We start from the raw sequence: 13,656 nt of genomic DNA, 5'->3' as shown, positions 1-13,656 counted from the left end.
ACTAACCACTAACTACTATCCACCAACCAATGACGCCTTTGGTTTCAAAAGATTTTTTTCTACTAATAATTCGGCAATTTGTACAGCATTCAATGCAGCACCTTTGCGGATTTGATCGCCACATAACCACAGTTCTAAACCGCAAGGATGAGAAATATCTTGACGAATTCTGCCTACTAAAACTTCATCTCGACCTGTTGCTTCCATTGGCATAGGAAAATAATTTTTCTGCCAATCTTCTACCAATTTCACTCCAGGAGATTTACTTAAAATTTCTCTGGCTTCTTCCGGGCTAAACGATGTATCAAATTCTAGATTAATTGCTTCTGAGTGAGCGCGGAGTACGGGAACCCGTACACAAGTTGCAGAAATTCTTATCTGTTGATCGCCAAAAATTTTCCGCGTTTCGTTGACCATTTTCATTTCTTCTTCGCAGTATCCCCAATCGTTTAATGGGGAATTATGCGGAAACAAATTAAACGCCAAGGTGTAAGGAAATACTTCAGCAGCTGGTTGTTTGCCTTCTAGAATAGCTCTGGCTTGGGTTTTTACTTCTTCCATTGCTTTCGCACCCGCACCACTTGCAGACTGATAAGTTGCGGCAACAATGCGTTTTACTGGTTTGATTTGGTGTAACGGCCACACTGCTACTGTCATCAAAATTGTAGTGCAGTTGGGATTGGCAATGATACCTTTGTGATTTGCTGCGGCTTGGGGATTCACCTCTGGAACTACTAAAGGAACTTCTGGATTCATCCGAAAAGCACTGGAGTTATCAATTACCACTGCTCCTTTTTCTGTTGCTATTGATGCCCAAGTTTTAGATGTGGAACCTCCTGCACTTGCCAGTACTAGATCCACATTTTCAAACATCGCATCACTAACTGACTCTACCAAGAAATTTTCCCCTTTAAACGGCAGTCTTTGTCCGGCACTGCGTTCTGAGGCTAGCAACTTTAAATCTGATATTGGAAAATTTCGAATTTCTAATAATTCCAGCAACTCCCTGCCAACGGCACCAGTCGCTCCCAAAATAGCTACACGATAGGAATTAGACAAACTAGCTTCCTCCTTCAAGGTTTTTGTGCAAATAATTTTTGATCAAAATTCACGATTGATGCATATGCAAATGGCAAAAGCAGGTTTTCAATAAATTTGCAGATTTTAATATTTTCATTAATAAAGTTTATTTTTAACTTAATACATTTATTCTTTTGGTATTAAAAAATTGATCTCGCAGTTTACAACAATTAACTATTAATTTCTTGGCAAATTTATAGATTATATATTATACAGCAAATCGCCAGATGGCGACAAAAGACTGGCAGTTACATCTGAGCTGAACAAAAGGGGGTCATCAATAGAGAAAGGCTCTTAGAAGAATGGATGTACTATGATCCAAATGGATTAAAGCCAGCAAGGCAACAAACGAAATGGTTTACTCAGACAGGAGGAGCGAAGAATAACAAATCTGCTCCCCTCCATCAAGCAACTGAGCTTATATAGTGCAAGAGCAATTGCAAATTAAAACGACTGGTTGAGAACCAGGATATCACGCAGTCAGTTCTGTTGGAAAAAACCAATGAGGAGGTTAGATACATAAACTTATTTGCGCTAAAGTGTCAAGAGCTTTCGCATTGGCAGTAAACTGGATCTCTGTTCACCAACACCCATCCGAAAAGCTGATGAAGTTTTGTGGGTATATTCCCGTCCCTACCAGGAAAAACCCACCAGAAGCGACAGATCGCGTCTGTTGTACAAGCAAGAAGTAAAAAAATAGTAGCAGAAAGCAATAGAGATTAAGCATGAAAGTTACCCAGGAAAAACTCCCCTCCAGTCAAATCGGTCTGGAAATAGAGATTACGCCGGAAAAGACCAAGCAAACTTACGAACAAGTCATTCAAAACCTAACTCGTTCTGCCAATATTCCTGGGTTTCGCAAAGGCAAAGTGCCACGGCAGATATTGCTACAGCGCCTAGGGATAACTCGCATTAAGGCAGCAGCGGTGGAAGAACTCATTCAGGATGGCATCACAGAAGCTGTAAAACAAGAAGACATCAAGGCGATTGGGCAACCGCAATTACGCTCATCGTTTGATGACTTGATTAATAATTATGAACCAGGTAAACCCTTGACTTTTTCTGCGAGCGTCGATGTGCCACCAGAAGTAACTCTCAACCAGTATACGGGGTTGGCAATCAAAGCTGAAGAAATTAAGTACGACCCACAACGAGTGGATCAAGTCTTGGAAAATGAACGTCAGCAAATGGCGACGTTAATTCCGGTAGAAGGACGGGCAGCACAGTTAGGCGATATTGCCGTAGTTGATTTTAAAGGTGTGCTAGCAAAAGCTGAAGGCGAAGACGAAGCGACAGAACCCCAAGCCATTCCTGGTGGGGAGGCAACTGATTTTCAAGTAGAGTTACAGGAAGATAAATTTATTCCCGGTTTTGTCACGGGGATTGTGGGGATGAATCCCACAGAAACCAAGGAAATTTCCGCAACTTTTCCCGATCCCTATCCCAATGAAGATTTAGCTGGAAAACCAGCTATTTTTACGGTAACGCTGAAAGAACTCAAGGAAAAAGAACTGCCAGAATTGAATGATGACTTTGCTCAAGAAGTCAGCGAACACCAAACTTTGGCGGAATTGCGTACTTCTTTAGAAGATAGATTTCAAAAAGAAGCTGAACAGAAAACCAAAGACAACAAGCAGGAAGCCTTGTTGAAAGAACTGCTCAAGCATGTGGAAATTGACTTGCCAGAAACGATGATTGAGCGGGAAGTCGATAACATGCTGACACAAACAGCTATTCGATTGTCGCAGCAAGGGTTGGATGTCAAGAAATTTTTTACTGCTGATATAATTCCGCAATTACGGCAGCGTTCTCGCGATGAAGCAATCGATCGCCTGAAGCGATCGCTTGCCCTTGAAGAAATCGGCAAACGCGAATCCATCCAAGTAAGTGATGAAGAAATCGCAGCCAGAGTCAAAGAACTCATGGAACAGTACTCTGGACAAGACGTTGACGAGGATAGGTTGCAAGAAGTTGTCAAAGACGAACTGTTGACTGAAAAAACCATTGATTGGCTCTTGGAACATGCAACGGTTGAACTAGTGCCCGAAGGTTCGTTGAGTACTCAAGAGGAAGTTGCTCAAGAAACTACACCCGAAACTCAGGAACAAACCACCACAGATGGTGAGTCTCCAACAGAGGAGACAGCCTCAGCAGAAGCACAATAGATATTCAAAAGTAGGGGCAGGTTTGCAAACCTGCCCTTATTCAAAAGAATTCTTGGTTCGCATTTCCTAGCTTGCCACCGCAGGATGACTCCAACTACAGCTTTAGGCAGCTTTAAGAATAATTTTCCCAAGCATTAATTTATTTGAGAAGGTATTTCGCAGGTCAAATTTATCTTGAGAAATGTAAACGCGAAGCTTTTGCGTCTCTTGCCTTGTCTGCTTGCCGTTTAAATTGCTAAGACTAACCTACTTGATGGATAGACGAGACTTTTGATCAGAATGCTAACAAATGTAAAGGCGAAGAAATTACCCTGAGAGTGCTATATCCTAACTTAAAAGACGTTACAGGGGAATTTTGATTGAAAATCTACCTTTAGTTGGTGAATTTTGCATTTCCCACGTTTATCTTATAAACATCATCGCACTTGAGCACCTTGGCTTGATACTGTGTTTACACGAGAAGAATTTAGATGAGGCATAATGGTTAACACATACCTACAATAAAAATTCAATCGCTATCTCAGGCAGCCTTTGCTGTCTTGCCTACTGTTACATTGAACGTCAGAAATTTATCCGTATGCTTGTATCGCAGTCGGGAAATTACCCAATCAGTAGTTTGAGTCAATTTGAAATTCGCGCCCAAAACGGCCCGAGCAACATCGTGCCGATGGTGGTAGAGCAATCTGGCATGGGAGAACGGGCTTTTGATATCTACTCCCGCCTGCTGCGAGAGCGAATTATTTTTTTGGGAACGCCAATAGACGATACAATTGCTAACTCTATCGTTGCTCAGTTGCTGTTCCTAGACGCTGAAGATTCCGAAAAAGATATTCAGCTTTACATTAATTCCCCTGGCGGCTCAGTCTATGCAGGCATGGCAATATATGATACAATCCAGCAAATTCGTCCTGATGTCGTTACCATTTGTTATGGATTAGCCGCAAGCATGGGGGCGTTTTTGCTAGCAGCAGGAACTGCTGGTAAGCGCATGTCTTTGCCTGATTCCCGAATTATGATTCACCAACCGCTAGGTGGTGCCCAGGGGCAAGCAATTGACATAGAAATTCAAGCAAGAGAAATTCTTTACATCAAAGCGAAGTTGAATCAGTTACTGGCACAGCATACTGGTCAACCATTAGAAAGAATAGAAGCCGATACTGACCGGGACTTTTTCATGTCGGCTGAAGAAGCCAAAAATTATGGATTGATCGATCAGGTCATCTACAGGCAAAATCTTCCCGCAGCAGGGGAAAACGTCACCATTCTGAAATAAGAGGCTGGTATGTCTAAGTACGACTCCCATTTAAAATGTTCGTTTTGTGGCAAGTCTCAAGAGCAGGTGCGTAAATTAATCGCTGGGCCGGGAGTCTATATCTGCGATGAATGCGTTGACTTGTGTAATGAAATCCTAGATGAAGAGTTGCTCGACACGAATAGTACTGCGTCGCAACCAACACAACGGTCAGAACCTCCTCAGAAGCGCCGCGCTCGCTCCACCAGTCTCTCGTTAAATCAAATCCCCAAACCGCGAGAGATTAAAAAGTATCTAGACGAACACGTCATCGGGCAAGACGAAGCTAAAAAAGTGCTGTCAGTAGCGGTTTATAACCACTACAAGCGACTGGCGATCGTTCAGTCTAAAAACAATGGCAAAGGGTCAACCGAAGACGCCGTCGAACTGCAAAAGTCGAATATTCTGCTGATTGGCCCTACAGGTTGCGGCAAAACTCTCCTCGCACAAACTTTGGCAAAAATTCTAGATGTACCCTTTGCCGTTGCCGATGCCACCACTCTGACGGAAGCTGGCTATGTAGGTGAAGATGTAGAAAATATCTTGTTGCGACTGCTGCAAGTAGCAGACTTGGATGTGGAAGAAGCGCAGCGAGGAATTATCTACATCGATGAAATCGACAAAATCGCTCGTAAGAGTGAAAATCCCTCGATTACGCGGGATGTTTCTGGTGAAGGCGTGCAGCAAGCTTTGCTGAAAATGCTAGAAGGGACGATCGCCAATGTACCCCCTCAGGGTGGGCGCAAGCACCCCTATCAAGACTGCATCCAGATTGATACCAGCAATATCCTGTTCATCTGTGGTGGTGCTTTCGTTGGGCTAGAAAAAGTAGTAGAGCAGAGAACTGGCAAAAAGTCAATAGGCTTTGTACAACCGGGAGAAGGTCAATCGAAGGAAAAGCGTGCAGCAGATACTCTCCGCCATTTGGAACCCGATGACCTAGTAAAATTTGGTATGATTCCCGAATTTATTGGGCGCGTGCCAATGGTGGCGGTAGTAGATCCGCTGGATGAAGAAGCACTCATGGCGATATTGACCCAACCGCGTAGCGCCTTGGTCAAGCAGTATCAGAAGCTGCTGAAGATGGACAATGTCCAGCTAGAGTTTAAACCAGAAGCTTTGCGAGCGATCGCCCAAGAAGCCTACCGCCGTAAAACTGGTGCGAGGGCATTGCGAGGCATTGTCGAAGAACTGATGCTGGATGTAATGTACGAGTTACCATCTCGTAAAGACGTAACTCGCTGTACAGTCACGCGGGAAATGGTGGAAAAGCGTTCCACAGCCGAACTGCTGATGCATCCTTCTTCCCTACCCAAGCCAGAGTCAGCATAAATCTGGCTCTCCTTTACTCTCCTTACTTCTCACCACCTCCCCTTGGAGATGTCTTACATTAGTGTTCGTGGCGTTGACCATTATTATGAGTGGATACAAAAACCATCCGGTTCTCAAGCAAAGCCAGTGATGGTTTTTATCCACGGTTGGGCTGGTTCAGGTCGATATTGGCGAAGTACAGCCGCAGCTTTACAAGAACAATTTGATTGCTTGCTTTATGATTTACGGGGGTTCGGGCGTTCCCGTGGGAAGCCAACTGCTGTTACCAAAGCAAGTGAAGCTCTCATTGAGTCCCATTCACCACAGGAAGAATCTGAGGCAGTTGGTGAATTAACTTACGAACTAGAAGAATACACCCATGACTTAGCTGCATTGCTAGATGCAATGCAAATTCAACGCGCTTATATCCATGCTCATTCGATGGGCGCTTCCATTGGTACTTTGTTTCTCAACCGCTACCCCGAGCGAGTAGAAAAAGCTATTTTAACCTGTAGCGGCGTTTTTGAGTACGACGAAAAAGCATTTGAGTCCTTTTATAAATTTGGTGGCTACGTTGTCAAATTCCGTCCCAGGTGGTTAGAAAAAATACCATTTGTAGATAGGCTGTTTATAGCGCGATTTCTGCATCGCCCCATACCAGCAGAAGAACGTCGCGCTTTCTTACAAGATTTTCTCCTTGCAGATTACGATGCTGCTTTAGGCACAATATTTACTTCGGTTAGCAAAGCGGCTGCTGAATTGATGCCACAGGAATTCGCTCAACTGAAAGTACCTTCGTTACTAGTGTCAGGAGAATATGACAAGATTATTCCTGCCGATATGGGACGCCAAGCAGCTGCATTAAACGACAAGATTGAATTTGTCGTGATTCCCAATACGGCTCATTTTCCAATGTTGGAAGACGCACCAACTTACTTGCAGAGGGTACGAGAGTTTTTGCAAATTCCTGCGCCAGAAGTACAAGCGAGTTAACTCAGTCGGAAAGATTCGCCATAGCTTTCGCCAAAGCAAACTTGCTCAATACCGAAGCGTCCGCCATATTGTTTGAAGGGTTCATCAGCATAGCCTAGCGCTAGCAAACAACAAACATCCACTTCCTCCGGAATCCGGAAAGCCTCTTTTACTTGAGAGGTGACAAATCCTTCCATTGGACAGCTATCAACACCATAGCTTTTCGCCACAATCATCATGTGAGCCACGGCTAGCATTGTGTGGCGATTAGTCCAAGCTTCGATTGTGCCAAAGCTGGGGTGATTTGCAAAGAATTGGGGAATGCCTGAGCGCATATACTCAGCATAGCTATCAGTCATGACACCCCTTTCCTCCGCTAGATGTATGACAGCTTCGATATTTTCTAAATCTGCTGCACGGCGATCGCTACAACAAATTAATACCACTGGTGCTTCTCCCACTTGGCGCTGGTTAAAGGCACAAGCTTTGAGCTTTTCCTTATTCTGTTGCTCTCTGACAACTATAAATCGCCAAGGCTGGAGATTATAACCTGAAGGCGATCGCACACCCAACTCAAGAATTGCTTGCAAAAGCTCATCCGCAAGAGGATCGGGCTTGAATGCTCTAGCAGCACGGCGCTGCTTGATCGCTTCCACTAGATCAATAGAGGGTTGCATTTCAACAGTCATGATTCTTGGTGAGTTATTTGTTGTTGGTTGTTTGTTGTTTGTTGTTTGGTGTTTGTTCCAACCAACCACCAACAACCAACAAACAACAATTAAGCCAAACCTAGTTCTCTTTTCAACAAGTTAATCGATGTGGTACCAATATAATTCTCGCAGCGAACTAGCTTGGGTGGACGAATAATGTCTTCTTGCAACATTTGCACTGCTGTTTGTACGGCTGTAAAACTTGCCTGATCGCTGATAATTAACTGTGCCCGCTTGACGATGGCGTGAAGCTTGTAACTATCTTTTGGTTGTGCAGTCATCACAAGTAGTTCATCTCCTCGCAAACCGTGAAGGATAACTTCTGCGGCGCGTACAATGCCAGAACTAAGACTAACTATGCCAACACAGCTATCTTTTGGTAGGCTTTTGAGAAGGTCTACTTCTTTGGCGTAGTCGTAGATATCAAGGGGAATGACACGTACCGATTTTGGCGCTGCGATTACTTCTACATCGCCAATAAAATATCGACTGGTGACAACTGTAGCAGAGGTAGTTTTATCAAGCACAGCAGCTAATTCTTCCATCGTGACTAGCTGTACTGGTATTTTCAAAGTTTGTTCCAATTCATAGACCATTAGTTCCCCAGCACCGATATCAGCAGATGGAACCGTCACTAACACCCTTGCACTACAACGCAAGCGCCAGTCAATTTCCGCCAAAAATATTTCTCGTGCTTGATTGAGCGAACAGCCTTGAGAAAGCAACTCGTCCAGTGCTTGCTGGACAATTTTGTATGCTTGGGGATGTTCTTTAAGAATCGGCGATTGCAGTCTACTACCACCCTCATGGCCTTGAGCGCGGACATAAATCCCCGAACCAGCAAGACTTTCTACCAGTCCGTCTTCCTCCAGTTGGCGGTAAACTTTGCTAATAGTGTTACGGTGTAGCCCAGTCTGCATTGCTAGCGCCCGTGTACTCGGCAATTTGTAACCAGGTGGATATTGCCGAGATGCGATCGCAAACCTAATTTGATTAAACAGCTGGGTAGATGCGGGAATTTCACTGTCTGGCTGAATACGGAACTGAATCATCACCAAGCCTCCAAAGGTACTAGTAGCAACCTGCGACCAGTTGCAAATGCTACTTGTCAAATATTTTATTTATACATTCAAATCCTCTGAGGAAAATTTCTGGTGCATTCATCATATTATCAATAGTTATTAATAATTTGATTTGAGATAACCTAGAAACATTTGCATAGAGTAGATCTAAATAATTACATAGTACTGGTAAAAATGATTATGACAGAGCTAGCAATCGATACCACAACGGTTAACCTTTCGCAAGGTGATTTGGATATAGCAGCATATCTCGCCAAGCCAACAGAACCAGGTTCTTACCCAGGAATTGTAGTTTTGCAGGAGATTTTTGGAGTAAACTCTCATATCCGCGATGTCACAGAACGAATTGCCAAAGAAGGTTATGTAGCGATCGCACCTGCACTATTCCAACGTCTGGCTCCTGGTTTTGAAACAGGTTATACACCAGAAGCGATAGAAATTGGGAGAAACTACGCTTGGGGGCAAAGCAAAGCATCGGAACTTTTGAGCGATATTCAAACAGCGATTGACTATCTAAAAACCTTGCCAGAAGTGAAAAAAGATGGTTTTGGTTGCATAGGTTTTTGCTTTGGCGGTCATGTAGCATATCTTGCAGCTACTCTACCAGATATCAAAGCTACTGCTTCTTTTTATGGTGCACGTATTACTACTGCTACACCTGGAGGCGGCGAACCCACTATCACTCGCACAAAAGAAATTCCAGGCACCCTCTACGCTTTCTTTGGCATGGAAGACGCCAGCATTCCCGTTGAACAAGTAGACCAAATTGAGGCTGAGTTAGAAAAATATAATATTCCTCATCGCGTGTTTCGCTACGATGGAGCTGACCACGGATTTTTCTGTGACCAACGTGCTAGCTATAATCCTAAAGCTGCGGCCGATGCTTGGGAGCAAGTAAAACAGCTGTTTGCACAACAACTACAACATGTAGATAACAACTAGTCAAAAGTCAATAGTCAATAGCTTTGGACTATGGATTATTGACAATGGACTAATTAGCAATTTGTTTTCACAAGTCATGAATTCTGAAACTAAACTTTCTCAAAAAGCCAATTCTTCTTTTTCACTCGACGATTTTGCCAAAGCGCTGGAACAACATGACTACCAGTTTCAGAAGGGACAGGTAGTACACGGAAAAGTGTTCCAGTTAGATCCAGATGGAGCCTATGTAGATATTGGTGGCAAAGCGTCTGCTTTCCTTCCCCGCGAAGAGGCTGCTTTGAGAACAGTAATAGATTTATCTGAGGTGCTGCCGCTGAATGAGGAACTAGAGTTTTTGATTATCCGCGAACAAGATGCAGAAGGTCAAGTAACCCTTTCGCGGCGACAGCTAGAAATTAAACATATTTGGGAACGACTAGCGCAAATGCAGGAAAATTCCCAAACAGTGGAAGTGCGGGTATTGAATGTGAACAAAGGCGGTGTTACCGTCGAGATTCAGGGATTGCGGGGATTTATTCCGCGATCGCACTTACTGGAGCGTGAGAACTTAGAATCACTTAAAGGACAAACTCTAACCGTTAGTTTTTTGGAAGTTGATCGCAATAACAAAAAACTCATACTTTCCCAGCGCTTAGCAACTCGTTCTGCTAGCTTCAGTAATTTGGAACTAGGTCAGTTAGTGGAAGGAAAAGTAACTGGTATCAAACCTTTTGGTGTATTTGTAGATTTAGATGGCGTTAGCGCCCTACTTCATATCAAGCAGGTAACTCAGAAGTTTATTGACAATCTCGAAAAGGTATTTCAAGTTGGTCAGTCGATTAAAGCTGTAATTATTGATTTAGACGAAGGAAAAAGTCGAGTTGCTCTTTCGACCAGAGTTCTAGAAAATTTCCCTGGTGAAGTGCTAGAAAATATGGAAGAAGTTATGGCTTCTGCCGAAGCGCGTGCAGAACGAGCTAGGAAAAAGCTTTCGGAATAAAGTTGATGGTTGGTTGTTGATTGTTGGTTGTTGTTCCAAACACCAAACAACTAACAACTAACAACTCTTCTTGGAGTATCTGCAACGTTTCTTCATTAAATGCAAATTTAATTAACTCTACTAACTCAGCCCAACTGTGCAGCGCAGGCTCTGAGAAAACTTGCCAAAATTCATAAGCAAAAAACTCTGCCCACCATTTGGGAGCTTGCTTCCTATATACAGCATTTGACTGTTTTCGCCAGCGCTTACGCCATTTGAGCATTTCTGCTGGTGTGGGTGGCTTGACTCCCACAATTGGTGGAAAATCTGCATAGCTAACAAACTTACTCACACCCTTGGCATGAACATAAACCATGTAGCGCCAACATTCCACAACATAAATATCTTCTAGCTGGATGTTAAACATCAAGCACACAGCTTCTTCAGTAACAAATCGCGCTAATGCGTGGATGATGCGCGATTTATGGACAATTTTTGACTCCCGGATGACAAGCGCTTTTGGTTTAGGTAATGATAACATATAGAAAAATCCTTATAGGATGAATACATTTAGATGCTTTGGCTAATGGCCTTCAACAGACAGGTGTATTTGTTTTAAGGGATTTTATTGAATGTGAATGCGATCGCCCTTCAGTTTCCTACGCCGGAGGGAGATCGTTTTTTAAAGTGTAATAATTAAACGATACAATTTTATCTTTTGTCAAGATTGAGATGGGGCTGATTAGGCTGCGAATTAGGGAATTTGCGGATGAAAAAGGTTGGACGCTAAAGGATGTCTCTGACCATTCGGGAGTAGCCTACAGTTCAGTGAGAGCCTACGCGCGATCGCCAGGGCTGGCAATGGTAGATTTTACCTCGATTCTGAAGATGGCACGTGCGTTAGACGTGATGATTGAAGACTTGGTTGAAGTAGTAGAAGAATAGCTGCAAAAGTAAAAACGGTAGTAAATGCGATCGCGGATTTTTTCGCTGATATTCAGCATTAGATTATTAGGGTTGCTGCTTTCGGCCTTAGCTTTGTGGGTATTTGCTCAGATCGCCGACGAAGTTCTAGAACAAGAAACCCAAAGGTTTGACGAAAACATTTTACTAGCAATTCGGAAACTACACACGCCATTAGGCGATCGCATTATGCTTGGTATCACTTTTATTGGTGAGCCAGTGTTTTTACTGTTGATTTGCTTGGTATTGGCAACTTGGCTACTTTATTATCATCGCCACTCACAAGCAACGACTTTAGGCATAGCCGCAGTTGGTGCGATCGGCTTAAATTATTTGTTGAAATTAATATTTGGTAGGACACGTCCGGCGCTGTGGAACCGTATCGTTGACGTCGGTCAATACAGTTTTCCTAGCGGTCATGCCATGATTTCATTAGTCATTTATGGTTTCATTGGTTATCTTCTGGCGAAGCAATTTCGTCGTTGGCGGGGATGGATTTTTGCCTTCACCGTTATATTAATTGTAGCAATTGGTTTTAGTCGGCTTTATCTGGGCGTACACTGGCCTACCGATGTAGCAGCTGGCTATGCTGCTGGGATAGTGTGGTTAATGACCTGTATTCTGAGTTTGGAACTGTGGCAAACATATCGCTCATCAGGCGGACATTTCCCACATTCAAGGTAGCGGTGAACCTCGAAGTCATTAAATAAGCAAATATCGTAAGATGAAGTAGCTAAAGCTCTGACTAAACGTTGGTCTAGAGTTAGTAGCGTAGTACCAACCTGCTGTGCAAGTGCAACATCGGAAGCATCGTAAGCAGAAATTCCATAAGTCAAGGCGATACTCACAGCATCCGCCATTAAGTCAGCTGTAGAAATGACACGCAAGGGAAATGCTTTGAGAGTAGCTAAATCTGCTGAAACTTTCGCAGTAGGGTAAAGTCCTGCACGAATTTAATAACATTCTCAAACGGAGAGGGTGGGATTCGAACCCACGGATGCTTTCACATCACTCGATTTCAAGTCGAGCGCATTCGACCACTCTGCCACCTCTCCAAAAAAAGCTGGCGAACTTTATTCGTCAGCTGTCAGCTACAAAAGCTGACCAGTAAACAATTATAACTCAGATTCATGCAGTTTGCACTACTGAACGGGATTTTTGATACAAAATTTCCTCAGACGCAACATCATAGTCATTGCCAATCCAGACACTAGAGGCTTGGGAAACTACACCATCTTCTAGCAGAACAATCGAGAAATTCCGCAATTTTTGACCATCACTATCCACGATTCTCGGTACACTTGCTGCATTCAAGTAAACTATCCCTTCTGGACTTCTAAATACTCGCTTTCGCAGCACTTTTTTGGTGTGTCGTAATGTGTGGTGCATATGACCAAACGTCACCAGAGGAACAGTTTTACCAGCAGTGAGAGTTTGAGATATCGCCTCGGCTAAATCAGGATCGCCGAAGTCACCACCAATAGGATGCCAATCTTTGCCACAGGGATCTTCTGGGCGATCGCCTAACCCCGAAGGCCCATTATGACCAACAAAAATAATCGTCTCATAAGCAGCACTCTTGACTGCTGCAAAAATCCGGGTAGCTGACTCATCAAGATCGGTCACACCATACCGTTCTTTGCAGATGTCGGCAAATCTCCACTCCGGGCCACCCCAGCTAAAGGGACGGCCTCCCACAACAGTCAAATTGAAAGCAGGAATATCCAACTTCCCATAGCCAACATGGGCTTCACCTAATAAATCCAGCTGTTCCTGCACCCAGTCTTCTTTAGAGCGGTCGTAGGGACACTTTTTGCGTCCCCATTCTGTGGCAGTGTACCATGCATCGTGGTTTCCCATTACCGCTGCTTTGGGAATGTCAAGGGATGCGATCGCTCTTACCACTTCTACCGATTCGTTGCCAAAATCCCCGACAAACAGCACTAAGTCAACACCCAGATGCTTGAGTGCATTGCCATCTTCCACTTCCCATTGGTCGTGAATATCTCCAACTACAGCGATTTTCAAGGTTTTTGAATTAGTTGTCTGACCGATCATGCGACTTTCCTTGCCATATGTCTCCAGCATAGGCAACTCATCAGGATTTTGGCACAACTCTCAAGAGGGAGTATCACCCTCCCCCCATTTTTGGTAAAAACTACTATAATTGCTTAGACAAGAC

General features: G+C 43.7%; 13 protein-coding genes and 1 tRNA gene. 8 read left to right on the top strand and 6 right to left on the bottom strand.

The features are described from left to right. Positions 1–15: 15 nt before the first annotated feature. On the bottom strand, positions 16–1,059 hold the full coding sequence (locus tag FIS9605_RS0116155) for an aspartate-semialdehyde dehydrogenase (RefSeq protein WP_026733524.1): 1,044 nt from the start codon (positions 1,057–1,059) through the stop codon (positions 16–18). A 746-nt stretch (positions 1,060–1,805) separates the two neighbouring features. Here FIS9605_RS0116155 and tig point away from each other — a divergent pair. The 4 genes from tig to FIS9605_RS0116135 all read left to right on the top strand — a co-directional run bounded on the left by tig (position 1,806) and on the right by FIS9605_RS0116135 (position 6,840). Next, complete coding sequence (tig, locus tag FIS9605_RS0116150; RefSeq protein ID WP_026733523.1) at positions 1,806–3,245, top strand: trigger factor; 1,440 nt, start codon at positions 1,806–1,808, stop codon at positions 3,243–3,245. 577 nt (positions 3,246–3,822) lie between these two features. Continuing rightward, on the top strand, positions 3,823–4,518 hold the full coding sequence (gene clpP, locus FIS9605_RS0116145; protein WP_026733522.1) for an ATP-dependent Clp endopeptidase proteolytic subunit ClpP: 696 nt from the start codon (positions 3,823–3,825) through the stop codon (positions 4,516–4,518). Between the two features lie 9 nt (positions 4,519–4,527). Next, positions 4,528–5,868 (top strand): ATP-dependent protease ATP-binding subunit ClpX, encoded by a 1,341-nt coding sequence (clpX, locus tag FIS9605_RS0116140; protein WP_026733521.1) that lies wholly within the window; start codon positions 4,528–4,530, stop codon positions 5,866–5,868. Positions 5,869–5,916: 48 nt separating this feature from the next. Then, positions 5,917–6,840 carry an alpha/beta fold hydrolase gene (locus FIS9605_RS0116135; RefSeq protein WP_026733520.1) on the top strand — a complete coding sequence of 308 codons (924 nt, stop codon included), beginning with the start codon at positions 5,917–5,919 and terminating at the stop codon, positions 6,838–6,840. On the opposite strand, the gene FIS9605_RS0116130 is transcribed toward FIS9605_RS0116135, so the two are convergent. After that, positions 6,837–7,508 carry a nitroreductase family protein gene (locus FIS9605_RS0116130; protein ID WP_026733519.1) on the bottom strand — a complete coding sequence of 224 codons (672 nt, stop codon included), beginning with the start codon at positions 7,506–7,508 and terminating at the stop codon, positions 6,837–6,839. The two genes, FIS9605_RS0116135 and FIS9605_RS0116130, sit on opposite strands and share 4 nt — an antisense overlap. Before the next feature lie 89 nt (positions 7,509–7,597). Then, a complete protein-coding gene (locus FIS9605_RS0116125) occupies positions 7,598–8,581 on the bottom strand; it encodes a GntR family transcriptional regulator (protein WP_026733518.1) in 984 nt (327 codons plus the stop codon). Positions 8,582–8,791: 210 nt separating this feature from the next. On the opposite strand from FIS9605_RS0116125, the gene FIS9605_RS0116120 reads away from it, so the two are divergent. Both FIS9605_RS0116120 and FIS9605_RS0116115 read left to right on the top strand, forming a co-directional pair. Further along, a complete protein-coding gene (locus tag FIS9605_RS0116120) occupies positions 8,792–9,553 on the top strand; it encodes a dienelactone hydrolase family protein (protein WP_026733517.1) in 762 nt (253 codons plus the stop codon). 76 nt (positions 9,554–9,629) lie between these two features. Then, positions 9,630–10,532 (top strand): S1 RNA-binding domain-containing protein, encoded by a 903-nt coding sequence (locus tag FIS9605_RS0116115; protein WP_026733516.1) that lies wholly within the window; start codon positions 9,630–9,632, stop codon positions 10,530–10,532. Here the strand turns inward: FIS9605_RS0116115 and FIS9605_RS37240 are convergent. Then, the gene (locus tag FIS9605_RS37240) at positions 10,510–11,052 is read right to left on the bottom strand and encodes a hypothetical protein (protein ID WP_231510379.1); all 543 of its coding nucleotides are present in this window, start codon (positions 11,050–11,052) and stop codon (positions 10,510–10,512) included. The two genes, FIS9605_RS0116115 and FIS9605_RS37240, sit on opposite strands and share 23 nt — an antisense overlap. A 191-nt stretch (positions 11,053–11,243) precedes the next feature. Between FIS9605_RS37240 and FIS9605_RS0116105 the strand changes: the two genes are divergently transcribed. Both FIS9605_RS0116105 and FIS9605_RS0116100 read left to right on the top strand, forming a co-directional pair. After that, positions 11,244–11,456, top strand: coding sequence for a helix-turn-helix domain-containing protein (locus tag FIS9605_RS0116105; protein WP_026733515.1), 213 nt, complete (start codon positions 11,244–11,246; stop codon positions 11,454–11,456). 24 nt (positions 11,457–11,480) lie between these two features. Further along, entirely contained in the window at positions 11,481–12,158 is a 678-nt protein-coding gene (locus FIS9605_RS0116100) for a phosphatase PAP2 family protein (RefSeq protein WP_026733514.1), read from the top strand. 286 nt (positions 12,159–12,444) lie between these two features. On the opposite strand, the gene FIS9605_RS0116095 is transcribed toward FIS9605_RS0116100, so the two are convergent. Both FIS9605_RS0116095 and FIS9605_RS0116090 read right to left on the bottom strand, forming a co-directional pair. After that, a tRNA-Ser gene (locus FIS9605_RS0116095) sits at positions 12,445–12,529 on the bottom strand. 73 nt (positions 12,530–12,602) lie between these two features. Beyond that, positions 12,603–13,562, bottom strand: a complete 960-nt coding sequence (locus tag FIS9605_RS0116090) for a TIGR04168 family protein (RefSeq protein ID WP_026733513.1) — start codon at positions 13,560–13,562, stop codon at positions 12,603–12,605. Between the last annotated feature and the right edge of the window lie 94 nt (positions 13,563–13,656).

It is taken from the genome of Fischerella sp. PCC 9605, assembly GCF_000517105.1.
In the GTDB taxonomy this organism is placed as follows: Bacteria; Cyanobacteriota; Cyanobacteriia; order Cyanobacteriales; family Nostocaceae; genus PCC9605.
This window is presented reverse-complemented; position numbering and strand designations above follow the sequence as displayed.